At 41.5% G+C, this 25673-nt stretch carries 20 protein-coding genes and 1 tRNA gene; 15 read left to right on the forward strand and 6 right to left on the reverse strand.

The genetic code is table 11. The features are described 5' to 3' along the window. Positions 1-69: 69 nt before the first annotated feature. The 3 genes from BG00_RS06150 to BG00_RS06160 all read right to left on the reverse strand — a co-directional run bounded on the left by BG00_RS06150 (position 70) and on the right by BG00_RS06160 (position 3158). Positions 70-1152: a trypsin-like peptidase domain-containing protein gene (locus tag BG00_RS06150; protein ID WP_013463993.1), complete on the reverse strand. Its 1083-nt coding sequence runs from the start codon at positions 1150-1152 to the stop codon at positions 70-72. Positions 1153-1239: 87 nt separating this feature from the next. Continuing rightward, entirely contained in the window at positions 1240-2592 is a 1353-nt protein-coding gene (locus BG00_RS06155; protein WP_008465125.1) for a Do family serine endopeptidase, read from the reverse strand. Positions 2593-2723: 131 nt separating this feature from the next. Beyond that, positions 2724-3158 (reverse strand): Z-ring associated ZapG family protein, encoded by a 435-nt coding sequence (locus tag BG00_RS06160; protein ID WP_036981235.1) that lies wholly within the window; start codon positions 3156-3158, stop codon positions 2724-2726. A gap of 133 nt (positions 3159-3291) precedes the next feature. Between BG00_RS06160 and zapE the strand changes: the two genes are divergently transcribed. Continuing rightward, positions 3292-4380 carry a cell division protein ZapE gene (gene zapE, locus BG00_RS06165; protein WP_010390581.1) on the forward strand — a complete coding sequence of 363 codons (1089 nt, stop codon included), beginning with the start codon at positions 3292-3294 and terminating at the stop codon, positions 4378-4380. A 532-nt stretch (positions 4381-4912) separates the two neighbouring features. Here the strand turns inward: zapE and gorA are convergent. After that, a complete protein-coding gene (gene gorA, locus BG00_RS06170; RefSeq protein WP_036981238.1) occupies positions 4913-6274 on the reverse strand; it encodes a glutathione-disulfide reductase in 1362 nt (453 codons plus the stop codon). A 248-nt stretch (positions 6275-6522) separates the two neighbouring features. Here gorA and prlC point away from each other — a divergent pair, with 248 nt between their 5' ends. From prlC to BG00_RS06180, 3 genes are all read left to right on the forward strand, one after another. After that, the gene (gene prlC, locus BG00_RS06175) at positions 6523-8574 is read left to right on the forward strand and encodes an oligopeptidase A (RefSeq protein WP_036983373.1); all 2052 of its coding nucleotides are present in this window, start codon (positions 6523-6525) and stop codon (positions 8572-8574) included. A gap of 97 nt (positions 8575-8671) precedes the next feature. Beyond that, positions 8672-8836 (forward strand): response regulator, encoded by a 165-nt coding sequence (locus BG00_RS17765; RefSeq protein ID WP_190276281.1) that lies wholly within the window; start codon positions 8672-8674, stop codon positions 8834-8836. 135 nt (positions 8837-8971) lie between these two features. Beyond that, positions 8972-9727: a class I SAM-dependent methyltransferase gene (locus BG00_RS06180; protein ID WP_036981241.1), complete on the forward strand. Its 756-nt coding sequence runs from the start codon at positions 8972-8974 to the stop codon at positions 9725-9727. A 135-nt stretch (positions 9728-9862) separates the two neighbouring features. On the opposite strand, the gene BG00_RS06185 is transcribed toward BG00_RS06180, so the two are convergent. Next, on the reverse strand, positions 9863-10846 hold the full coding sequence (locus BG00_RS06185) for an IS110 family RNA-guided transposase (protein WP_036981244.1): 984 nt from the start codon (positions 10844-10846) through the stop codon (positions 9863-9865). A gap of 676 nt (positions 10847-11522) precedes the next feature. Here BG00_RS06185 and trmJ point away from each other — a divergent pair. The 11 genes from trmJ to BG00_RS06245 all read left to right on the forward strand — a co-directional run bounded on the left by trmJ (position 11523) and on the right by BG00_RS06245 (position 24209). Next, the gene (trmJ, locus tag BG00_RS06195; protein WP_036981247.1) at positions 11523-12248 is read left to right on the forward strand and encodes a tRNA (cytosine(32)/uridine(32)-2'-O)-methyltransferase TrmJ; all 726 of its coding nucleotides are present in this window, start codon (positions 11523-11525) and stop codon (positions 12246-12248) included. 182 nt (positions 12249-12430) lie between these two features. Beyond that, on the forward strand, positions 12431-12922 hold the full coding sequence (gene iscR / locus BG00_RS06200) for a Fe-S cluster assembly transcriptional regulator IscR (RefSeq protein WP_008113921.1): 492 nt from the start codon (positions 12431-12433) through the stop codon (positions 12920-12922). Positions 12923-12946: 24 nt separating this feature from the next. Beyond that, a complete protein-coding gene (locus BG00_RS06205; RefSeq protein WP_036981250.1) occupies positions 12947-14164 on the forward strand; it encodes an IscS subfamily cysteine desulfurase in 1218 nt (405 codons plus the stop codon). A 40-nt stretch (positions 14165-14204) separates the two neighbouring features. Next, positions 14205-14588 carry a Fe-S cluster assembly scaffold IscU gene (gene iscU, locus BG00_RS06210; RefSeq protein ID WP_008467675.1) on the forward strand — a complete coding sequence of 128 codons (384 nt, stop codon included), beginning with the start codon at positions 14205-14207 and terminating at the stop codon, positions 14586-14588. A 9-nt stretch (positions 14589-14597) separates the two neighbouring features. Next, positions 14598-14921: an iron-sulfur cluster assembly protein IscA gene (gene iscA, locus BG00_RS06215; protein ID WP_008113924.1), complete on the forward strand. Its 324-nt coding sequence runs from the start codon at positions 14598-14600 to the stop codon at positions 14919-14921. A 70-nt stretch (positions 14922-14991) separates the two neighbouring features. Next, positions 14992-15519 carry a co-chaperone HscB gene (gene hscB, locus BG00_RS06220; RefSeq protein WP_036981253.1) on the forward strand — a complete coding sequence of 176 codons (528 nt, stop codon included), beginning with the start codon at positions 14992-14994 and terminating at the stop codon, positions 15517-15519. A gap of 41 nt (positions 15520-15560) precedes the next feature. Continuing rightward, a complete protein-coding gene (gene hscA, locus BG00_RS06225) occupies positions 15561-17423 on the forward strand; it encodes a Fe-S protein assembly chaperone HscA (protein ID WP_010390592.1) in 1863 nt (620 codons plus the stop codon). Between the two features lie 11 nt (positions 17424-17434). Further along, complete coding sequence (gene fdx / locus BG00_RS06230) at positions 17435-17773, forward strand: ISC system 2Fe-2S type ferredoxin (RefSeq protein WP_008113929.1); 339 nt, start codon at positions 17435-17437, stop codon at positions 17771-17773. Between the two features lie 454 nt (positions 17774-18227). Further along, on the forward strand, positions 18228-19655 hold the full coding sequence (locus BG00_RS06235; protein WP_036981256.1) for an NAD-dependent succinate-semialdehyde dehydrogenase: 1428 nt from the start codon (positions 18228-18230) through the stop codon (positions 19653-19655). Positions 19656-20113: 458 nt separating this feature from the next. Further along, the gene (locus BG00_RS06240; RefSeq protein ID WP_036981259.1) at positions 20114-21655 is read left to right on the forward strand and encodes a methyl-accepting chemotaxis protein; all 1542 of its coding nucleotides are present in this window, start codon (positions 20114-20116) and stop codon (positions 21653-21655) included. A gap of 4 nt (positions 21656-21659) precedes the next feature. After that, positions 21660-24209: a sensor domain-containing protein gene (locus BG00_RS06245; RefSeq protein ID WP_051498231.1), complete on the forward strand. Its 2550-nt coding sequence runs from the start codon at positions 21660-21662 to the stop codon at positions 24207-24209. Positions 24210-24985: 776 nt separating this feature from the next. Here the strand turns inward: BG00_RS06245 and BG00_RS06250 are convergent. Further along, positions 24986-25061: transfer RNA gene (locus BG00_RS06250), tRNA-His, on the reverse strand. Positions 25062-25673: the final 612 nt, after the last annotated feature.

Raw genomic sequence — 25673 nt, forward strand, 5'->3', positions numbered from 1 at the left:
CTAATCCATAAAAAACGCGATGATCTATCGCGTTTTTTTATGTCTAATGCCAAAGTATAAATAAGCGCTTTATAGCTTGGTTTCAAGCTCTGCTACTTTCACCATTATTTTTTGTATTTCACCGTTACGGTAAAGCTCAAATTCAATTTCTTTCCCCGGTTCGGTACTGCCTATTTTTTTCAATACATTTTGTGGATTAGCCACTGAAAGCCCAGCAATTTTAATCACAATATCTTGCTCTTCTATACCCGCCTGCCATGCAGGACCTAAAGGGTCTAGGTTGGTAATACGCATGCCTGCAACAGGCGTTAAGCTATCATTGACCTCTTTGCCTGTACTGTCTACAGCTGTGCCTTCAAAGCCCAAATAGCCGCGTACAACACGACCATGGCGTATAAGCTTACCCATTACCTCTTTTGCCAAGGTGTAAGGCACCGCAAAAAAGATCCCTTGTATATTTAAGTTTTCACGGGTTTTAAACTGGGCAGAGGTGATCCCTACTAAATCGCCATTAGAATTTACCAGTGCACCACCAGAGTTACCTACGTTAATAGCAGCGTCCATTTGCAGTAAGTTATTGTAAGGACTGTCGGTAATTTTTTGTTTACCGGTGGCGCTAATGATCCCCTGAGTAATGGTTTGCCCTAAGTTAAGTGGGTTTCCGATGGCTAACACCAAATCGCCTACACTCGAACTGTAGTTATCATTAACAGGGATAACTGGCAGGTGATTGGCATTTATTTTTAATAATGCTAAGTCGGTAATAGTATCAAATCCAATGAGTTGCACATCAAAAAAACGTCGGCCGTCAGTAAGAATAACCAGTATTTGATCGGCATTATTGATCACATGGTAATTAGTCAAAATATAACCGTCAGGTGACATGATCACCCCAGAACCAAGCTCTTGCACCGTATTTTGGCGTTTATAGCGTGGCTCTTTAGAAATGCTTTCTGAAAAAATGGTGACAACCGATGGCGCTGCGCGCTTAACTGCATCAGAAAAGCTCAAATGACTTGCAGTCATTGCACTAGGTAGCGGCACATTAGGTAGCAATGCAGTGCGCATGTTAGGGCTAAAAAAAACCACTAAAAAAGCAATGCCTAAACCGGCAAATAGAGGAGGAAGTACAAATTTTAGAAGTTTTAGCACGGTATTCTTATTGTTAGTGAGCAATCCCTTTATGATGGCACAAAAAAAATAACAGCGGCAAGTGCCGCTGTTACTTTTATTGTATTATTACTGAATTAATACAAAAATAGACTCACGTCCGCGTTTCACACCTAACACAATATTACCTTGAATATCTTCGATAATTTTGTTCATGTCGCGAATGCTTTCTACTCGTTGACGGTTTACTTGCACAATAACATCGCCTTCTTCAAGGCCTACTCGTGCTGATGGCGAACGAGGGTCGACAGAGGTCACCTCAATCCCTTTCATTTTGTTCTTCTTCACGTTTTCCAGTGTTGCACCTTGGAATGCTGGGTGTAACTCTTCGCCCGCAGCGGTAATGCCTGATGCACCATCTAGGGTTACTTCAACATTTTTAACTTTACCGTCACGGTAAATCCCCAATTGTACTTCGCGGCCTTCACCTAAGGTGGCAATTTTACTGCGTAGTTCATGGAAGCCACTAATTTCGCTACCATTAATACTAATAATCACATCGCCGGCTTTAATACCGGCTTTGCTGGCTGCGGTGTCATCCATTACCTGCATAACATAAGCCCCCTGTTTAACATCAAGCTGCTGTGCTTTAGCAAGACCTGCATCAAGAGGGCGGCCTGAAATACCTAACGAACCACGGCGTACTTCACCATGCTCTACAATTTGATCAACTAGGTTTTTCATCATATTTGACGGAATAGCAAAGCCAATCCCCACATTTCCGCCTGATGCACCTAAAATAGCGGTATTAATACCAATCAGCTCACCGTTTAAATTAACTAAAGCCCCACCTGAGTTACCTTGGTTTATCGCGGCATCGGTTTGAATGAAATCTTCGTAACCCTCAATATTTAAGCCACTGCGGCCTAATGCGCTAACAATACCTGAGGTAACCGTGTGGCTTAAACCAAAAGGGTTACCAATTGCGACGGCAAAATCACCGACACGTAAGTCATCTGAGTTAGCTAGCTTTACTGCGGTTAATTCATCTGCGTCTATTTGTAATAGCGCAATATCAGACTCTTTATCGCTACCAATTTTTGTTGCTTCATATTCGCGGCCATCCTCAAGAGTGACCACCATTTTTTCAGCGTCTTGCACGACATGATTGTTAGTAACCACATAACCTTTGTCAGCATCAATAATAACTCCAGAGCCTAAACCACTAAACTGGCGCTTTTGGCTACGTGGCTGCGGGTTGCCAAAAAAGAAATCGAGTGGGTCACCGCGTCGGCGAACCTCTTTAGAGCCTGAAACCTGAATACTCACTACACCTGGGGTAATTTGCTCAAGCATAGGGGCAAGTGTTGGTAATTGTTGACCATTAACGGCAACCGGCAACTTAGCAAACGAGGCGGTTGGACTTAGTAATAAGCTAGTAGATAAAATAGCAGCACTGATAAGTGATAATTTCATTTTCATAGTCAGGGTTTACTCCACTTAAAAAGCAAAAGGCTGCAATAAGCAGCCTCAAAAAAGTATCAAAGCTGTATACCTAGCTCACACATGGTTAGGTATATTACTTAAAGACTATGGGGTCAAAAAAAAGTTCATCAAGATGCTTTAGAAGTATTCATATCACCTGCAAATAAACCTGACTTACCCGACACATAATCCGCTGGTTGGGCATCGGCGTTTGAGCGGTCAGAACTACGTTCTTTTAATGACGCTTGTAACTGTTCTGTGGTTTCTTTTGAGAAAAACGGTTCAGCAGGGGCTTTATTTCTGTCCTCAAGTAACAGTTGATTAGTTTCTTCAACATGACTTAATAACTGGTCGTAGTTTTCTTTCATTTTGTTTACTAACTTACCAGTGTTCGCTAAATGGTCGGCAACATCTTGACGATACTGCTCAAGCGAATGCTTAGCTTGCTCTACTTGTTGCTCTAACTCATCTTGTTTAAATTGTTTTTTAGTGACAAAGGCACCAACGAAAAATGCAGCAATAGCAACCACTATCACTAAACCTACCCATGTAAATGTACCCATAAATTCACCTCTATGCGAAAATAACTAAAAAAATTTAGTTCAATAATAATTCATACTAAGTCTAATATACCCTGAGTATTGATGCGTGTTAATATGCTTTACAAATTAAACTGTGTTTTAACTGTAAATAGATATGACTCCTTGGCAAACATACCAGCAAGACCTTCAACGCGATGACTTTGTACATGACGCAGCACAAGAAAATGCAGTTCGTCATTTACAGCGCTTATACGACGATTTAACACAAGCAAAACCACAATCTAAAGGTTTTTTTGCAAAGCTTTTTAATAAAGCAGAGCCAGCTCCTATTAAAGGTTTATACTTTTGGGGTGGCGTAGGCCGTGGTAAAACTTACCTTGTTGATACTTTTTACGAAGCGTTACCGGGTGATAGAAAAATGCGGGTGCATTTTCACCGTTTTATGCACCGAGTACACGATGAACTTAAAAAGTTAAATAACACTGCCAACCCTTTAGAAACAGTTGCCGATATTTTCAAAGCAGAAACAGACATAATTTGCTTTGATGAATTTTTTGTTCAAGACATTACCGATGCCATGTTGCTCGGTGGTTTAATGGAAGCGCTATTTGCTCGCGGTATTGTGTTAGTTGCAACCTCTAATATTGTACCTGATGATTTATATCGCAATGGCTTACAACGCGCTCGTTTTTTACCGGCTATTGCCTTAGTGAATAAGCATACTGAAATAGTTAATGTAGATTCAGGCGTTGATTACCGATTACGTACACTGGAACAAGCAGAAATTTTTCACAGCCCGCTTGATGAACAAGCCGATAAAAACCTATTCGAATATTTTGACAAGCTCTCGCCAGAAGTCGGTAAACTAGATACCCCAATTGAAATAGAAGGGCGGATGATCAAAACCCGCAAGGTGTCTGACTGCATCGTTATGTTTGAATTTAGCGAATTGTGTGAAACTGCCCGTAGCCAAGTGGATTACATGGAAATAAGCCGATTATATAACACGGTGATTTTATCTAATGTAAAACAGTTAGGGCAAAATAATGATGACGCAGCAAGGCGCTTTATTGCGTTGGTAGATGAATTTTATGAGCGTAATGTAACGTTAATTATCTCTGCAGAAAAACCCATTACCGAGCTCTATACACAAGGCAATTTAAACTTTGAATTTAAACGCTGTATTAGTCGCCTGCAAGAAATGCAATCGTTAGAGTATTTAGCCCGAGAGCATTTAGCTTAAAGTACGAAGGTTAGCGGGCGACGGGCTACGAGTCGAGATTTCGTAGCAGCGAGTTTACCTCGCGTAAATTTGGTCATTTCTCGAACCTCGAACCCAGAGGCTTTATGCCGCACACATGTAGCAGCGGATTTATTCCGCGTCTTTTTTAAAGGTCAAAGCGAAAGGTAAAGAGCGACGGGCAACGGGTCTCGAGCAAAACACCTAACTTGAAAAACTCCGCCACAGAGTCCACAGAGGTCACAGAGTCCACAGAGGAAGAGATTAAAGGCAAAGGTTTTAGGTAGAGATTAAGCCAAGCACAGTGTTTGGCTTAAACGGCAGGGCTTTACGCCGGGCATATGTAGCAGCGGATTTATTCCGCGTCTTTTTTAAAGGTCAAAGCGAAAGATAAAGAGCGACGGGCAACAGGTCTCGAGCAAAACACCTAACTTCTAAATAAAAAACCTTGCGATGTTAACCACAAGGTTTTTTTATTTTTCGAACCTCGAACCTCGAACCTCGAACCTCGAACCTCGAACCTCGAACCTCGAGCTTATCTCATAGTAACAAACTCTTCCGACCCCGTAGGGTGTAGTGCAACCACGGCATCAAAATCAGCTTTAGTGGCGCCCATTTTCATAGCGACTGCAAAACCCTGAATCATTTCATCAACGGTAAAACCAATACCGTGTAAGCCCACAACTTTTTCATCATCGCCTGCACACACTAACATCATATTACAGGCTTGGCGGTGCTGAGTAACGGCGGTGTACATAGCCGCAAAGCTTGATTTATATACTTTTACATTTTCGCCGCCGTACTGAGAAATCGCTTCTTGCTCAGTTAGACCAATGGTGCCGATAGGTGGGTGGCTAAATACTACGGTTGGTACTAGGCTGTAATCCATTTTTAAATCGTTCGGCAATTCTTTATTAAATAAACGCTCCGATAGAGTACGACCCGCTTTAACAGCAACCGGTGTAAGCTCAATACCATTTTCGATAATATCACCCACAGCGTATACATTTTCAGCTGTGGTGTTTTGGTATTCATCTACTTTTACATAACCGCTTTCGTTTACTTCTACGCCTGCTGCAGCAAGGTTAATTTTATCGGTTGTTGGCGTGCGGCCTATAGCCCAAATAACTTGATCAACATTTTCGCTGTAACCATTCTCAAAATGAATCGTTAAGCTGCCATCAGCCTCTTTTACCACTTCTTTTGGTGAACACTCAGTGTGCAGTGTTGGGCCTTCTTTTGCCATAATATCAACCAGTGTGTCGATAATGTATGGGTCAAAGGTACGCAGTGGCTTGCTCTTACGAACAAATAAGTGAGTTTGTGTACCTAAGCTGTGCAGTACACCGGCAATTTCTACGGCAATATAACCGGCACCAACAACAGCAACACGTTTAGGTTGTTCGTTCAGCTCAAAAAAGCCGTTTGAATCAATACCGTGTTCAGCACCTGGAATGTTAGGAATAGTAGGGCGTCCGCCTACGGCAACTAAAATGTGATCAGCAGTGTAATGCTCACCATTTACTTCAACGGTTTTACTATCCACAAATTTTGCAAAGCCTTTGATCACAGTTACGCCATTTTTAGCTAAACCATTATCATAGCCTTTGTGAATGCGGCCAATATAGGCTTCACGGCTCTCTACTAACTTTGACCAGTCAAAGCCTTTAACTTCAACATCAAAACCGTAATCAGGAGCATAAAGATTAATTGCTTCAGCAACTTGAGCACCATGCCACATTACTTTTTTAGGAACACACCCTACGTTTACACAGGTGCCACCCATGTGTTTAGCTTCAATTAATGCTACTTTTGCGCCACGCATTGCTGCACGGTTAGCTGATGCAATACCACCACTACCGCCACCAATTGCAATGTAATCAAAATGCTGAGCCATGTTTAATCCTCTAAATGTGTTTAACAATGTTTTACCGATAATATCATATGCGATGAACAAGTCACTTGTTCGGGGCTGCTAAAATCTATCAAACATCCTTTATCAAACGAAAGATATGCTATTTCAGATCAAGCGGCTAGGTGAACATTTACAGATACACACTCGTTAATTAGTAAAGCAGGTTTGCCCTTGTATTTACGTATTTTGCCCCAACTTCATTTTTATATTTGCATAAACTGAGAATGACTATGAGCAATGCACAAACAAATCCCCTTATTGGGCTTGAAGGACTTCCTCCTTTTTCAAAAATAAAGCCTGAACATGTAGTACCGGCATTAAAAAAAGGTATTGAGCACTGTCGCAGTGAGATTGAAAGCGTACTAGCAAAGCAATCTTTCACCTGGAATGATTTAGTACTACCGCTTGAAGAAGCCGACGATAAACTATCGCGATTATTTTCACCGGTATCACATTTAAATTCAGTAATGAACAACGATGAACTGCGCGAAGCTTACGAGCAATGTTTGCCGCTTATTTCTGAATATTCTACTTTTGTTGGTCAACACCAAGGTTTATATGAGGCTTACAGCGCGCTTTATAACAGTGATGAATTTAAAGCACTCACTACCGCCCAGCAAAAAACCATAACCAATGCATTGCGCGACTTTAAGCTTTCAGGCATTGCATTAAATCCTGAGCAGCAAAAACGCTACGGTGAAATTAGTGCGCGTTTATCAGAGCTTGCTTCAAAATTTGGTAATAATGTGATGGATGCCACGCTTGCATGGCATAAGCATATTACCGATGAAAGCCAATTAGCGGGTTTACCAGAATCAGCACTGGCATTAGCGGCCGATACGGCAAAAAGTAAAGACTTAGAAGGCTGGGTATTCACTCTCGATTTCCCTTCTTACTTACCTATAATGACTTACGCAGACGACCGTGAACTTCGCAAAGAAACATACACCGCGTTTTCTACTCGTGCATCCGATCAAGGGCCAAATGCGGGTGAGTTCGATAACTCAGCGATAATGAGTGAAGAACTGGCACTGCGTCATGAGTTAGCACAATTACTAGGCTTTAATAATTACGCCGAAAAATCGTTAGCTACAAAAATGGCAGAATCACCTGCGCAGGTATTTTCATTTTTAGAAGATTTAGCCGCTAAATCTAAGCCACAAGCAGAGCAAGAGCTTAAAGAGTTGCAACAATATGCAGAGCAACAGCACGGTATTAGTGAACTACAGGCGTGGGATTTTGGTTATTACAGTGAAAAACTAAAGCAAGAAAAGTACGCGATTTCAGATGAAGTTCTTCGCCCATACTTCCCAGCAAATAAAGTACTAAGTGGCTTATTTGAAACGGTTAATCGCCTATTTGGTATTACTGTAAATGAAGTTGCTGATTTTGATAGCTACCATAAAGATGTACGTTTTTTTGAAATTTACGATAGCAATAACACTTTACGTGGTCGTTTTTACTTAGATTTGTATGCGCGCGATCACAAGCGTGGTGGTGCGTGGATGGATGACTGTATGGGTCGTAAAGTGCGCGCTAATGGTGAACTTCAAACACCAGTTGCTTACCTAGTGTGTAATTTTAATAAAGCGATTGGCGATAAGCCTGCTTTGTTTACCCATAATGAAGTAACCACACTGTTTCATGAGTTTGGTCACGGCATTCATCATATGCTTACCCAAGTGGATGCAGCCCCCGTTGCCGGTATTAATGGTGTAGCATGGGATGCCGTTGAATTGCCAAGTCAGTTTTTAGAAAACTGGTGTTACGAAGAAGAAGCGCTTAGCTTTATCTCAGGTCACTTCGAAACCGGTGAGCCACTACCAAAAGAGTTGCTTGATAAACTACTTGCGGCTAAAAATTATAACTCAGGTATGCAAATGTTAAGACAACTTGAGTTCTCGTTATTTGATTTTAAAATCCACCACGATTACGTGGCAGACAAACCATGTAATATTCAAGCTGTGCTTGATGATGTGCGCAGTCGTACCTCAGTCATTAAGCCGCCAACGTTTAATCGTTTTCAGCATGGCTTTAGTCATATTTTTGCGGGCGGTTATAGTGCAGGTTATTATTCGTACAAATGGGCTGAAGTGCTTTCGGCAGACGCCTATTCTAAATTTGAAGAAGAGGGGATTTTTAATCCACAAACAGGCCAAGCGTTTATGCAGCACATTCTTGAAAAAGGCGGCAGTGAAGAGCCAATGGCACTGTTTAAAAACTTCCGTGGTCGTGAGCCAAGTGTAGACGCACTACTACGCCACAGTGGCATTGCCGCTTAGGGTCTGTTGACCTTTGCGGATTAAAATATAATTACAAAAGCGCCCCAGTGGCGCTTTTTTATTGCCTAAAACACAGTGTTGTTAAAGAATATTTTGAGTGAACTACCCATCGACGCCGCTTCGCGTCGAACAATGGGTTTTCTCGGAAAATTTCGATAAAGCCACAACAGACATTCCGGTAATGTTTTTATCATCCAAAGTGGGGCAGGCTGAACGTATTAAAGGGTTTAGTGTTGGCGGGGCTGACTACATTTACAACTAAGTAAACAACAAACGAAGCCAGAATCTGAGAGTGAAAATAACGATATTGAGTTGTTTTAAACTATACACCTTGCGAACTTCGTATATTGCTGCTGTTTGGGTATAATAGCGGTGAAATTTATCATCGGAGTGTGAAGTGGTTATACAGTGTGCGTTTAAAGAGTGTCGGCCATATTTGAATGAGTTAGAAACACGCTTTGGGCTTGCTCAATGGGCAGAGCAAAGCAGTGGCTTTAGTTTGCATTACGATGATAAAGGGCTAAGCCTATATAAAACTGATGAGCCTAAACTAGGTGCAATTAACGTAGACTTTGTAACTGGTGCCGTTGCACATAGGCGTAAATTTGGTGGTGGTAAAGGGCAATCAATTGCTAAAGCCGTTGGTCTTAATAAGGGCGCAACGCCAGTGGTACTCGATGCAACCGCAGGGCTTGGACGTGATGGTTTTGTTTTAGCCTCGCTAGGCTGTAAAGTGATTTTGCATGAGCGCCACCCCGTGGTTGCCGCGCTGTTATATGACGGTTTACAACGTGCTTATAACGATAGTGAAATTGGCCTATGGATGCAGCAAAATATGAGCTTAATATTTGGCTCAAGCCATACCTTACTTGCTCAATGTGACAGCGTGCCCGATGTAGTGTATTTAGATCCTATGTTTCCGCACCGTGAAAAATCAGCATTGGTTAAAAAAGAAATGCGGGTATTCCAAGAGTTAGTGGGTGGCGATACCGACGCCGATGATTTACTCGAGTTTGCCTACCCTCTAGCCAGCAAACGTGTGGTGGTTAAACGCCCCGATTACGCACCATTTTTAAATGATAAAACCCCAAGCATGCAAATCAAAACCAAGAAAAACCGCTTTGATGTATATGTAAAAGCCGCGATGGTTTAGGTTAAAGGTTAAAGGTTAACGGGCTACGAGCGACGGGCTTCGAGCCTAAAACGTGTGCGAGGTAAACTAAGGCTGATGGGATGGCGCACACTATTTTGTAGATACCATCTCTCTTTATAGGCTTCAAGATCGTATTTAACTTTCTTGGAGCTTAAACGCTTCTTGATTTTTTATTACACCAAAACATATATGAATGAGTTTACGCATATTGGCGCCAATGATTTGCATCGACGTTTTGCCATTATTCAGCAAGGCTATTTTTTGCTGTTGTATCTTATAATTCCACTGCCCAGCGACTACTGCTGCCATATAAAGTTTACTTCTTATTTTTGAGGGCCCTAGCTTGCTCATAGTTGTACGGCCCTTCATTTTCCCAGACTCATGCAGCCGCGGTATTAAGCCACAGTAGGCAGCAGCTTGCTTAGCTCTGCTGAAATTTTTAGCGGCGAGTATATACGTCAGCTCCCGAGACATAACAGGCCCAATACCGGGGATTGTTTCTAGTAACGTTCTATTCTTCTTTAAGTCAGGAAAGCTATTTATGTGACTATCAATATCTGACTTAAGTTTTTTTATCTCATCATCTAGAAAGTTAATCGTTTCTTTTAATGATTGAGTGACTCGCTCAGATGTCGCATTAAACTCACTTGCTTCTAATCGATTCTGCTCTCGTTGTTTATTGGACTCCAATGCATCAAGTCGACGCAGTAAGGATTTAAGCTCTCTAATTTCCTTTGCTTCAGGTTGCCAGAAGTTAACGGTTGATTGCTTAGCATAACCGTAGCTTGCAAGCATTATCGCATCTGACCTATCTGTTTTATGAACAACATTTAGAGCCTCAGCATATTTTTTTGCTTTGCTAGGGTTAGCGAGAATAATATTGAATCCTTGCTGGTATAAAAAGTACATTAACGGCTCATGGTAAACACCGGTTGGCTCTACCGTGATAACGATTTCCTCAGCTATAGTTTTGGTTGTACTTAAAAGCCACTGCTTAATTTCCTTGAAAGCTAGGTGGTTATTTTTAAATACTTTTGTTTTCTTTTTATTAGTGATTGGATCTCTCAGCCAACATAAATCAACTTTATCTTTACTGATATCAAAACCAATAAACATCATCTCTACTTACTCCCCTTGTACATACAGCATCAACTTAATCTAAGAGTGCTTGGATACCATTCAGTTTGTTGAGAATTGGAAGCTAGGGCTTAATCTACGGCTCAGTATCAAGTACTGGGCGGGGCTACAAGCTCACTAACTTCCGATGTAATAAATGATAGCTAATCATCTATTACAGAGAGATACAAGGCGGGGCTTTATGCCGCGTATAGGGTAAAGGCTCCGAGGGTGTAATTAATGTTGTGTAACTGCCAATTATAATTTGCTTTATCAAGAGTTGAAGGGTTAGGTGATGAACAAATAAATGACGAATTGCTTTTTAATTAATACCAAACACAATCCTGCCGAACCCCGAACCCCGAACCCCGAACCCCGAACCCCGAACCCCGAACCCCGAACCCCGAACCCCGAACCCCGAACCCCGAACCCCGAACCCCGAACCCCGAACCCCGAACCCCGAACCCCGAACCCCGAACCCCGAACCCCGAACCCCGAACCCCGAACCCCGAACCCCGAACCCCGAACCCCGAACCCCGAACCCCGAACCCCGAACCCCGAACCCCGAACCCCGAACCCCGAACTGATCTTTTAGATCTCGACTATTGAATATAGGATCTCGGCGCGTTTTCATGCTAGAATTTGCGCAATTTTTTTGTACTCGATAAGTAGCACTGTAATGATCTTAGATGATATTCGCATCGTTTTAGTTAACACATCACACTCTGGTAACATTGGTTCAGCGGCGCGCGCCATGAAAACCATGGGATTATCAAAGTTATACCTTGTTGATCCTGCTTGTGAAATAGATAGCCATGCCAGCGCACTGGCTGCAGGTGCGACTGATGTACTAGGTAATGCTGTTATTGTTGATAGTGTTGCAGATGCGATTGCTGATTGTGCATTAACGATTGGTACTAGCGCCCGCTCGCGTACGTTGTCGTGGCCTATGGTAGGGCCGAGAGAATGTGGTGAAAAGCTTGTTGGCGAAGCCGTAAACGGCCCTGTAGCGCTTGTGTTTGGCCGTGAAAACAGTGGCTTAACTAATGAAGAATTACAACTGTGTAATTATCATGTGTGTATTCCTGCTAACCCAGAATACAGCTCACTTAATTTAGCCATGGCTGTGCAAACCTTATGTTATGAAACGCGTATGGCATTTTTAAATCAACAGCCTAAAGCGGAACAACAAGAAGACGACACCCTATATCCATCGTCTAAACAAACAGAATTGTTTTACGAACATCTTGAAGATACCTTGTTTAAAACAGGCTTCATTATTAAGCAGCACCCAGGCATGGTAATGACTAAGCTACGTCGTCTGTTTAATCGTGCTCGCCCTGAAGATGCAGAAATGAACATATTACGAGGTATTCTTACCTCAATTAATAAGTCTATAAAATAGCAATTAGTTATAAATAGCGCCCTTTATTGCTCTACTAATACTTGACTAAATTACTCAGGTAATTACAATAGACCCAATACTTGACCAAAACAGTCGGGTATTGCAAGTTTTTTTAGAACCTAGAATACTTGACTAATCTACTCTGGTAATTAAAATTTGCACTCTTTTGTGCGGGGGGCGTTATGAAGTTAACATCAAAAGGCAGATACGCCGTTACAGCCATGCTGGATGTTGCACTACATGCAAATATAGGCCCTGTAGCGCTTGCAGATATTTCGCAGCGCCAAGAAATTTCTTTGTCTTATCTTGAGCAATTATTTGCCCGTTTACGTAAAAATGGGCTAGTGAGTTCTGTTCGAGGTCCTGGTGGGGGCTATTTACTAGGACGTGAGGCTGACGTAATTTCAGTTGGCGATGTTATCAATGCGGTAGATGAATCTGTTGACGCTACACGGTGTCAGCGAAGCAATACTGGTTGTCAAAGTGGTATGCGTTGTTTAACCCATACATTGTGGTCAGACTTAAGCGCACGAATTGAAGAATTTTTAAATAATATTACCTTAGCTGAACTGGTTGAAAAGTCGGACGTTAAAGCGGTCGCTCTTCGCCAAGAAAACAGCGTTAATGATGCAATTAAGCAGTTGGAAAATATTCAAGTAAGCTGTCAACTTTAAGGTTGACCTGCAGCGGAGAGAGAAATGAAGTTACCGATTTATTTAGATTACGCAGCAACTACGCCTGTTGACGAACGAGTTGCCAAAGAAATGATGCAATGCCTGACTATGGACGGTAATTTTGGCAATCCAGCATCGCGTTCACACCGTTTTGGTTGGCAAGCTGAAGAAGTCGTTGACCAAGCACGTACTGACATTGCTGATTTAATTAATGCAGACCCACGTGAAATTGTATTCACATCGGGTGCAACAGAATCAAATAACCTTGCTATTAAAGGTGCAGCTCAGTTTTACAAGAAAAAAGGTAAGCATGTTATTACCGCTAAAACTGAACACAAAGCCGTTATCGACACATGTCGTGAACTTGAACGCCAAGGGTTTGAAGTAACCTACATGGACGTTGAAGAAAACGGCCTACTCGATCTGCAAAAATTAGCAGATACCATGCGTGACGACACAGTGCTTGTAAGTATCATGCATGTAAATAACGAGCTAGGTGTGATCCAAGATATCAACACTATTGGTGAAATGTGTCGCGAACGTAAAATTATGTTCCACGTAGATGCAGCACAAAGCGCGGGTAAAGTTTTAATTGACGTGCAACAAACCAAAGTAGATTTTATGTCATTCTCGGCGCACAAAGTATACGGCCCTAAAGGCGTAGGTGCTTTGTATGTTCGTCGTAAACCACGTGCACGTTTAGAAGCACAAATGCACGGTGGCGGCCATGAACGTGGTATGCGTTCAGGTACATTAGCAACCCATCAATTAGTGGGTATGGGCGCAGCATTTAGAATTGCAAAACAAGATTTTGAAAAAGATCACGCACACATCAGTGCGTTGCGTAAACGCCTAATCGACGGCATTTTAACGGATATGGACGAAGTGTACTTTAACGGCACGCAAGACCAATCAGTACCTGGTATTGTCAACATTAGCTTTAACTTTGTTGAAGGTGAGTCGTTATTAATGGCTGTTAAAGATATTGCGGTATCGTCAGGTTCAGCCTGTACATCTGCAAGTTTAGAGCCTTCTTACGTATTACGTGCACTAGGTCGTAACGACGAATTAGCACATAGCTCAATTCGTTTTAGTATTGGCCGTTTTACCACCGAAGAAGAGATTGATTACACCGTTGAGCTAATAAAAAACTCGATTGGTCGTTTGCGTGAAATGTCTCCTCTTTGGGAAATGCACCAAGAAGGTGTTGATTTAGATTCAGTTGAATGGGCGCACCACTAATTAGTGGAGCCCATACCTAGCAGGTAGTGAGGATAGAATTATGGCTTACAGTGATAAAGTAATCGACCACGTAGAAAACCCACGTAACGTAGGTGCTCTAGACAAAAACGATCCGTCAGTGGCAACGGGTATGGTAGGCGCACCAGCATGTGGTGACGTAATGAAATTGCAAATTAAAGTATCGGCAGACGGCGTTATTGAAGATGCAAAATTCAAAACGTACGGCTGTGGTAGCGCAATTGCTTCATCTTCGCTGGTAACAGAGTGGGTTAAAGGCAAAACATTAGACGAAGCTGCTACTATCAAAAATACCGATATCAGCGCAGAGCTAGAATTACCACCAGTGAAAATTCACTGTTCAATTTTAGCCGAAGATGCAATTCAAGCAGCAATTGCAGATTATAAAAGCAAACATACAAACTAAGAGATATTCATGGCAGTGACATTGACAGATGCGGCAGCAAACCGCGTACAATCATTTTTAGCAAACCGTGGTAAAGGCATTGGCCTGCGAGTTGGCATTAAAACGACGGGCTGTTCAGGTCTTGCTTATGTTCTAGAGTTTGTTGATGAGCTAAACGATGACGATGAAACATTTGCGGCCAAAGGCGTTACCTTAATTGTTGACGCTAAAAGCTTAGTTTATATCGACGGCACCGAGCTCGACTACACTAAAGAAGGTTTAAATGAAGGGTTTAAATTTAATAACCCTAACCAAGCGGATGAGTGTGGCTGTGGCGAAAGCTTTACCGTTTAAGCTCAAACTTGTTTTAAGATATAAATAAGCCCTGCCAGTTAATGTAGGGCTTTGTCATTTGTGAGAAGTTATGCGTTATTTTGAGTTATTTGCAATACCGGTTGACTACAATATTGACTTAGCAATGATCAACAAGCACTACTTAGAACTTCAACGTGCTGTACACCCTGATCGTCATGCTAATGCTAGCAGTCGTGATAAATTAATGGCCGTACAAAGTACCGCTGAAATTAACGACGCATTACAAACACTTAAGCATCCGGTTAAACGTGCTGAATATATGTTGAGTGAGCTGGGCGTTGATATTCGCGCTGAGCAGCAAACACTGCAAGATCCCATGTTTTTGATGCAACAAATGGAACTGCGCGAAGAGCTTGAAGAACTTCCCTCTGCAAGTGATCCAGATATCGCTATTGCTAATTTTGAGTCGCAAATAAAGCAATTAAAAACCCAGTATAGCAACGAATTGGCTGAGCAACTTGCAAGCAACGATGAGCAACAATATCAACACGCTGCTGACAACATTCGCAAATTAAAATTTGTATATAAGTTACAAGACGAACTTGAACGCATTGAAGACAGTTTATTTGACGATTAATTACTTGCTGCAAAGCGAGCAACACGAGTTTAAAGAGCATTATGGCATTATTGCAAATTGCTGAGCCGGGGCAGAGCGCGGCACCACATGAACACAAATTAGCCATTGGAATTGATTTAGGCACTACAAATTCATTAGTGGCAACCGTACAAAGCGGCGAAGCACGCACTATTACAGATGAGTCAGGCGAAGCGATGTTACCCTCGGTGGTTCGTTATCAAGCTGGCGGCATTACCGTGGGTAATGATGCAATGCAAGCAGCTACACTCGATCCGGTTAATACGCTTATTTCAGTGAAGCGCTTTTTAGGTAAAACGCAAACCGAAATAGAACAAAGCTATGGCCAACTGCCTTATCAGTTTTGCGATGATGATGGTGCATTGGCTATCGAAACGGCTGCGGGAAAAATCAGCCCAGTTAAAGCTTCAAGTCATATTTTAAATGCTTTAAAAGTACGCGCTGAGCAAAGCTTTGGTAATCAAGATATTTTAGGGGCAGTGATTACGGTACCAGCTTATTTTGATGATGCACAGCGTCAAAGCACCAAAGATGCGGCTGAGCTTGCCGGTATTAATGTACTGCGCTTACTAAACGAGCCTACTGCCGCTGCCGTTGCTTACGGTTTAGATTCAGGGCAGGAAGGTATTATCGCCGTTTATGATTTAGGGGGCGGTACTTTTGATATCTCTATTCTGCGCCTTAATAAAGGCGTGTTTGAAGTGCTGGCCACCGGTGGCGATTCAAGCCTAGGCGGCGACGACTTTGACTCATTATTAGTTGACTACTTAAAACAAGAAACCGGCGTGACGGGCTTATCTCCTTCGGTATTACGTTTATTTATAAATAAAGCCAAAGCCTGTAAAGAAGCACTCAGCCAATACGAAAAAGTAAATGTTGGCCTTGAGTTTGACGATGAAAAATACATGGTTGAAGTAACGCGAGAGAAGTTTAATGAGCTGGCTATGCCACTGGTTAAAAAAACGCTTCGTTCATGTCGTCGTGCAGTAAAAGATGCCGGTATTGAAAACCAAGAAGTACTACAAGTTGTGATGGTTGGCGGTTCAACCCGTATGCCATTGGTACGTACCCAAGTTGGCGAGTTTTTTGACAAACAGCCACTAACTTCAATTGACCCTGATCGTGTTGTTGCTCTGGGTGCCGCATTACAAGCAGACGTATTAATTGGTAACAAGCCAGATTCAGACATGTTACTGCTGGATGTGTTACCGTTGTCGCTAGGCCTTGAGACTATGGGTGGCTTGGTAGAAAAAATCATTCCACGCAATACCACCATCCCAGTTGCACGTGCGCAAGAATTTACTACGTTTAAAGATGGTCAAACGGCCATGTCGTTGCATGTATTACAAGGTGAACGTGAACTGGTTGATGATTGTCGATCGCTGGCAAAATTCAGCTTAAAAGGTATTCCACCTATGGCGGCGGGAGCGGCGCATATTCGCGTTACCTTTAAAGTAGATGCTGATGGTTTACTAAGCGTATCGGCTATGGAAAAATCAACCGGCGTTCAAGCAGAAATACAAGTGAAACCGTCGTTTGGTTTATCTGACGACCAGGTTGCTAATATGCTTAAAGAATCGATGAGTAACGCTAAAGGCGACATGCAAGCGCGTATGCTTAAAGAGCAACAAGTTGAAGCGCTTCGTGTAATAGAAGCAATGGAAGCCTCTTTAGCAGCTGATGGCGATTTACTTGAGCCTGAGCAACTAGCGGCGCTAAAAGTGGAAATAAACGAACTTGCAAAAGTACGCGAGAGTGCACAAGAGCCAAGCGAAATTAAAGCAGCCATTGAAAAAATGGACAATGCGAGTAGTGATTTTGCCGCGCGTAGAATGGATGCATCAATTAAAAAAGCCTTAACAGGCCAGTCAGTAGACAATATATAAGAGAGATTAGAATGCCACAAATTGTTTTTCTTCCCCATCCGGAGTTGTGTCCTGACGGTGCTGCAATAGAAGCGCCCGCTGGCGAAACGGTACTTGATATCGCGCTTAAAAATGGCATTAGCATTCCTCATGCCTGTGAAAAATCATGTGCATGTACAACCTGTCACTTAGTGATCCGTGAAGGTTTTGACTCATTAGATGAAAGTGACGATCTAGAAGACGACATGCTAGATAAAGCATGGGGTTTAGAGCCTGAATCGCGCTTAGGTTGCCAGGCAATTATTAGAGATGAAGACTTAGTGGTTGAAATACCTAAGTACAATCTCAATATCGTTAATGAAGAACACTAGTTTTTAATTAATGACTATCATATTAAAAGCCGCTGTTTGATACAGCGGCTTTTTTGTTTGTATTTGGTAGCAGCGGGTAAATTAAAATAGCCTGTAGGCGGGGCATCTCGCGCACATGTAGCAGCGGATTTATTCCGCGTCTTTTTAAAGGTTAAAGGCAAAAGGTTAAAGGTAAAAGGTTAAAGGCAAAAGACAAAGGTTCTAGGTAGAGATTAAGCCAAGCACAGTGTTTTTATTGAACGAAGGCGGGGGGTATCCCGCGCACATGTAGCAGCGATTTTATATCGCGTCTTTATAAAGATTACGAGTGACGAGCTGCGAGCGGCGGGTAAATTAAAATAAAAACTCTTGTAGTGTTAACCATAAGGCTGTTTAATTTATCGAAGCTCGAAGCTCGAAGCTCGAAGCTCGAAGCTCGAAGCCCGAAGCCCAAAACCCATTTCGGAGGTATATTTTGAGTGATCTTATTTTTTCAGACTCGTTTATAAACGGTGAATTTTATCAAACCAGCACACGCTTTAGTGTTGATGACCCCGCCACCGAACAAAGTATTGTTGATGTTAGCGATATTGACGAGCAAGGCGTAAAAAATGCCATAACAGCAGCACAAGGCGCGTTTGTAAAATTAAAAGCCACCAATGCGACTGAGCGAAGCGAAACCCTGATGCGTTGGTATGATCTAGTAATAAAGCACAAACAAACACTCGCTAAGCTCATGACTAAAGAGCAGGGAAAACCGCTTAAAGAATCGCTAGGTGAAATAGATTATGGCGCTGGCTTTATTAAATGGTTTGCAGAGGAAGCTAAACGCAGCTACGGTGATGTGATCCCCGCCACCGATAACAGTCATCGTTTAACTAGCTTCAAGCAACCTATTGGCGTGGTAGCAGGTATTACGCCATGGAATTTTCCTGTAGCTATGGTGACACGAAAAGTCGCGCCGGCTTATGCCGCAGGTTGTAGTTTTATACTCAAACCTTCTGAGCACACACCATTGTGTGCTATCGCTTTAGCTTATTTAGCTGATCAGGCTGGCTTTGTTAAAGGTGCATTTAATGTGCTTGTGTCACAAGATGCCAAAAAGGTTGGCAAAATGCTGACAGATTCAGAGGTGGTACGTAAGTTTACTTTTACTGGCTCTACTGGTGTAGGTAAGCAGTTACTCTCTCAATGTGCATCTACAATAAAGCGTACTTCAATGGAATTGGGGGGAAATGCCCCGTTTATAATATTTGATAATGCTGATATTGACGATGCGATTGATGGATTAATGGCGGCCAAATTTAGAAACTCAGGACAAGCTTGTGTTGCAGCAAATCGTATTTTTATTCAGCGTAATATATTAAATGGCGTACTTGAAAAAATTACACCCAAAGTCGCTGCGCTCAATGTTGCGAACGGTTTTGATGAAAATGCCGACATAGGGCCGCTTATTTACCCCAAAGCAAAAGAGAAAGTGCAACAACTGATTAAAGACGCTCTTGATAAAGGCGCTACGCTAATTGGAGATAACAGCAATTTAGGTGGCAGTTTTCAAAACCCATTAATAGTCACCAATGTCACTACACAAATGGATATTTATCACGAAGAAGTGTTTGGTCCTGTATTAACGGTGATCCCATTTGATGAAGAAAGCGAAGTACTTGCGCTTGCTAATGACGTCCCTTATGGGTTAGCTGCGTACTTTTATAGCCAAAACATTAAACAAATTTATCGTATAAGCGAAGGGCTAGAGTTTGGCATGGTTGGTGTAAATGAGGGCGTTATATCAAACCCCGTTGCGCCGTTTGGTGGTGTAAAGCAATCAGGTCTTGGTCGTGAAGGCGGGCATCAGGGTTTAGATGAGTACTTAGAAGAAAAATACGTATGTATTAAGGTGTAATGGTTAAGACTGTTCCGATGAGTTAATGGTTGTAAGATAAAACCCGCTTAAATGTTGCTAGATAATGGGCTAAATGTTACCTTTTCAATATATATTTTCGTAAAAAAATTTCTATAAGTAGAAATACCCCCGTGTGTAAATGCCACCATCTGGTGGCATTTTTTTTATCCTTATTTTTGGCGTCCTTTATCTTTAAAGTCTAAACTATTCTTAGCTTAGTCGTATTTTGTTCAAATCCTATTTTAAAATCGAGTTTTTTGTAATTATAACTCTTTATTACATATATGTAATTTTGTAACTGTATGTTTTTAAATGTATATTTTATTAAGCTGAGGTGTAATATGAAGTTTTAGACTCTTTTGAACTATTAGAATATAGTAATAATGTATAATTGTGTTTTATACATTTATAAATTAACATCCCGCAAATTAGTACAGAAGCATTATGAAGACCCCACTATGAGTAGAAAAAATCAAGCAACGGTAGACCAGGAAGTTTCGTTTGGCATTGACGAAGAATTAGTTTCTACAACAGATTTACGAGGCGTTATCACTTATGCAAATGATAGCTTTTGTAAAGTTTCAGGGTATACCATCAATGAGTTAAAAGGGAAAAACCATAATATGGTTCGTCACCCAGACATGCCATCTGCGGCATTTGGAGATATGTGGGCTCATTTAAAAAGCGATACCGCTTGGCGAGGAGCGGTAAAAAATAGATGTAAAGATGGGCGTTATTACTGGGTTGATGCATTTGTTACCCCTATTTACGAAAACGGTAAAAAAGTAGGTTATCAATCGGTTCGCCAACAACTCCTTCCAGAATATAAACACCGCGCAGAAAAGCTATACCAGCGTTTAATTAACGGTCAATCAATTACGCCTTTAAGTGAAAAATTAGCTGCATTTAAATTGCCGCTATTTATTGGTTGTGCAGCTTTAATTGCTTGGTTAACAAGCTATATGTTCTGGTTATGTTTATTATTTGTTCCTCTGCCTTTTATTATTTTTTACGAGGAATTAATTCGCTCGCCAAGCAAAATCAAAAAAAACAAGGCAGGCCCAGATAGCGTATCTCGGCATATTTATTCTGGTAGCGATAGCCTCAGCTACAGTGATTTTCAGATTAAATTACTTGAGGGTAAAGTAACGACCATTGTTGGGCGTATTATTGATGGTACTTTAAGCCTTAGCAAAGGAGCTGATTCGCTTAAAGTTTGTGCTGAAGCTGCGCAGGCTGGCGTTGAAAAAGAAGCATCAGAATTATATCAGGTATCCTCTGCGGTTGAGGAAATGGTGCATTCAATTGATGAGGTCGCTAAAAATACCTTAGTAACCAACCAACGTGTTCAACAAGCTCACCAAGACTGCGAAAATGCAACGCAAGCTATGTCAGGCACTATGCGAGAGGTGTCGTTACTTGCAACTGAAGTTGATAACTCAGCAAGTTCTGCGAGCGAGTTAGCAACAGAGGCTGAAAAAATTGGTGGTATAATGCAAGAGATACAAGGGATTGCCGATCAAACAAATTTACTTGCACTTAATGCCGCTATAGAAGCTGCGCGTGCCGGCGAGCACGGTAGAGGGTTCTCGGTTGTTGCTGACGAAGTGCGTGCGCTTTCAAGCAGAACGCATACAGCTACAGAGCAAATTCAAGTCTCTATATCTGAAATGCAATCTACGTTACTCAATTGGTCAAAAACAATGGAAGCTGGCAAGAATGCGGCAGAGACCTGCGTTAAAGAAGCGCGAAATAGCCAAGATATCGTCTCAAAAGTCTATGCGGCAATTACTGATATTTCTGATTTAGCAACGCAAATATCAACGGCAGCAGAAGAGCAAAGTATGGTATCGCAAGAAATTAGCCGTAATATTTCAAATATTAGTAGTGCGTCTTCAGATAACTTAGCCCAAGCGCATAGTGTAGGCGCAGAGTCTAATACGATAGAAAAGTATTCTAAAGCATTAGCATCACTAGGTCTTTCTTTTAAAGTAGGTTAATAACGTGAGCAAGAATAGCAAGCCGGTAGATATAGGCGCAGCCTATAAAGCACCGTATTCTCAATGCGCAAACTTAAGTGCGCAATTGAGTGCATTGCAACAAGAAATAAAAGCCGATTACTTATTTATTGCCTCTGTTGATGAGGATAAATCAGCTACTACGCAGTTAGTTCTATCCAATACAGAGGTGATTGAAAACTTTTCTTATAGCCTTGAAGGTTCGCCATGTGAGCTCCTTTTAACTCAAAGTATTTGCTTTATTACCCATAAATTACAGCAAGATTACCCTGAAAATAAGCTGTTACAGGTAATCAATGCCAATGCCTATATTGGGGCTGCGATTTTAAATGATGATGGATTACTAATCGGTGTGTTAGTTGGCCTTTATTTTAATGCGCATCAAGATTTAGAATCTTATAAATCGATCTTGTTAAGCTTTGCTAATTATACCAGCGCGTACTTACAAAAATGTTTCTTAGAAAATAAACCAAGTTCGCAAAAGCTGCTAACTAATGCAGTTGAAAGTATGGCAAAAGTGGGGAGTTGGCAATATACAGTTTTAACCGACGAGTTATATTTCTCACCTGAAGTTTATAAAATTTACGCGCTTGCTGCTGATAGTAAAATAAATACCGCTCAAGCCATCGCTCATTACGCAGGTGAAGAACAAGTGCGTATTAGCCAGCTCTTTATGCGATTACAAACATTAGGTCTTCCTTATTGTGAAGACTTTGAGTTTGTAGATGCTCATGGCAATAAAAAGTGGGTACGGACGAGTGGTCACCCTGTTTTTAATGATGATCATCAGGTTATTAAAGTGTATGGTGCTTTCGAAGATGTCACTTTAGAATATGAATTAAAGGCCAAGGTTGATGATAAAAATAATCGCCTTGAAGCTATTTTAAATAACTTAAATGATGCAGTGATCACTATTAATCAGCAAGGTGTTATTGTTCACTGTAACTCAACCGCATTAACTATGTTTGGCTATAAGCAAAATGAAATGCTTGGCTTGTCGATTAACAACTTAATGCCTGAGCCTTATGCATCTAAACATCACTCGTATATGCGAAATTATGAGCAAACAGGTGAGGCTAAAATTATTGGTGTTGGTAGGCAACTCCCTGCAAGAAAAAAAGACGGCACTATTTTTCAAATAGAATTGTCACTTACCAAAGCAGTTAATGAGCAACACGTTGAATATATTGGTGTAGTTAGAGATATTAGTGAAAAACTCAAAGCGCAAGATACCATTTATAACTTAGCCTATTCAGATCCCATAACAGGATTAAAAAATAAGCGATGGTTTGAACGCGAATGCAGAAGTTTACTTCAAAGTGCCAGCATTAATAATGGCTACATATATGCAGCATTATTAGATATGGACAAGTTAGCGCAATTTAACTTTAAGTACGGTATTGAGGCGGGCAACGAAGCACTCATTTTAACGGCTAAAAAACTATCAAATGCGGTACAGGGCGAGTACAAGCTATACAAAAGCGGAGTCGATTCTTTTTTAATTATAAGCGCCAATGTAAGTAATGACTTATCCTACCTAGAGCAACAACAACCAAGTATAGACTCTAAATTATTAGCGCTAGATAACTTCTCACATAAGATCAATGATCTTGATGTGGTACTAAGCGCCTCGTTGGGCAGTACAATTATTAATGCGAGTAGAGACTCCTATAGCTCTATGTTTGATAAGTTGGAATACGCACAAAAACAAGCAAAAAAACTAGCACCATTTGGTTATTACTTTGCAGATTTAGATGCATTAAAACGTTACGAACGTACCAATAAGATTCGCTATTTACTAATAAATGTTGATAAAAGTGATGAATTAACACTGGTACTACAGCCACAATTTAATAATGAAAATACCTTTAATTCAGCCGAAGCATTATTACGTTGGGATTCTGAGGAATTGGGCGTAATAAGCCCTAGGGAATTTATACCCCTAGCAGAAGAGAATGAAGCCATTATTAAAATTGGCGATTGGGTGGTTGATCAAGTATGTAAGTTGCTGCATGAAGTCAGCCGAGCAGGAAAAAACACCTGTATTGCCGTAAACATTAGCGCTAAACAAATTGTAGCCCCCGATTTTAAGGAAAAATTGCTCGCCAGTGTTCATAAGTGGCAAGTGTCGCCACGTAACTTAGTGATAGAGCTGACCGAAACGACTTTAGTGTCAGACATCGAACTAGTAAAAGAGACTATGCTTGAACTTAATAAAAAGGGCTTTAGGTTTTCAATTGATGACTTTGGAACAGGTTATTCAAGCCTAAGTTATTTGAAAGAGTTGCCAATTTCTGAGCTTAAAATAGATAAATACTTTGTCGATGGCATTATGGATACTGATGATAATTCAAGTAAAACTATTGTGAATATGATCATCGACATGGCCAGTGCTTTAGGCGTAAACAGTGTTGCTGAAGGCGTTGAAGAACCCGCGCAATTTAATTATTTAAAGCAACGCGGTTGCAACTTATTTCAAGGCTATTTATTTTCAAAGCCATTGCCTATTAAGCAGTGGAAAGAGCGCCTTCAATAACCAGTTAAAACAAAGGTTCTAGGTTTTAGGTTTTAGGCAGAGATTAAGCCAAGCAAGGTGTTTGTGTTGAACGAAGGCGGGGGGTATCCCGCGCACATGTAGCAGCGATTTTATACGCGTTTTTTAATGCACCATGACGTGGGGTAAACCCACTGCTACGGGAGTTTTTTTTAATTATGTAGCAGCGATTTCACATCGCGTCTTTTAATGCACCATGACGCGGGGTAAACCCGCTGCTACGGGAGTTGTTTTTAATTTATGTAGCAGCGATTTTACATCGCGTCTTTTAATGCATCATGACGCGGGGTAAACCCGCTGCTACGGGAGTTGTTTTTAATTTTTGTAGCAGCGATTTTATATCGCGTCTTTTTAAAGATTAAAGGCAAAAGGTTAAAGGTAAAAGGTTAAAGGTTAAAGGTTCTAGGTTCTAGGCAGAGATTAAGCCAAGCACAGTGTTTTTATTGGACGAAGGCGGGGGTATCCCGCGCACATGTAGCAGCGATTTTATATCGCGTCTTTTTAAAGGTTAAAGGCAAAAGGTTAAAGGCAGAGATTAAGCCAAGCACGGTGTTTGGTTTAAACGTAGGTGAGGTGTTATGTGCGCACTTATATGTTTTGAGATAATGGCTAAAGCGTAAATACGGGAAATAGGCTGTGTAACATGGAATGAACCAGCGGCTACTGATAAGAGTGTATTGTTTTTATTTTAGATTTAAACCGGGTAAATATAATTTAGAGGTTAGCTGTAGATATTACTGAGAAGACTTAAAGAATAGTGGGGCGATTGACGGGGCTCGAACCCGCGACAACCGGAATCACAATCCGGGGCTCTACCAACTGAGCTACAACCGCCACTACATACACCTTGTTTGGTGTGGCGCGCATAATACATAATATCCCCATGCTTGTGAAGCAAAAAAATCAAAAAAATTAAATTTATTATAAGTATTCTATATTTAAGCTATTGGCAACGGGCAACGGGCAACGGGCAACGGGCAACGGGCAACGGGCAACGGGCAACGGGCAACGGGTGACGGGCAACGGGTGACGGGTAACGGGTGACGGGCTTAATACCTAAAACCTAATACCTAAAACCTAATAACGACGCGGGGTAAACCCGCTGCTACGGATATAAAAACCTTGCGATATTAACCTTAAGGTTTTTAAATACCTAGAACCTAGAACCTAGAACCTAGAACCTAGAACCTAGAACCTAGAACCTAGAACCTAGAACCTAGAACCTAGAACCTAGAACCTAGAACCTAGAACCTAGAACCTAGAACCTAGAACCTAGAACCTAGAACCTAGAACCTAGAACCTAGAACCTAGAACCTAGAACCTCGAACCTCGAACCTCGAACCTCGAACCTCGAACCTCGAACCTCGAACCTCGAACCTAGAACCTAGAACCTTGAACCTAATACCTAATAACGACGCGGGGTAAACCCGCTGCTACGGATATAAA

This window comes from Pseudoalteromonas sp. SCSIO_11900 (genome assembly GCF_000576475.1).
Lineage (GTDB): Bacteria > Pseudomonadota > Gammaproteobacteria > Enterobacterales > Alteromonadaceae > Pseudoalteromonas > Pseudoalteromonas tetraodonis.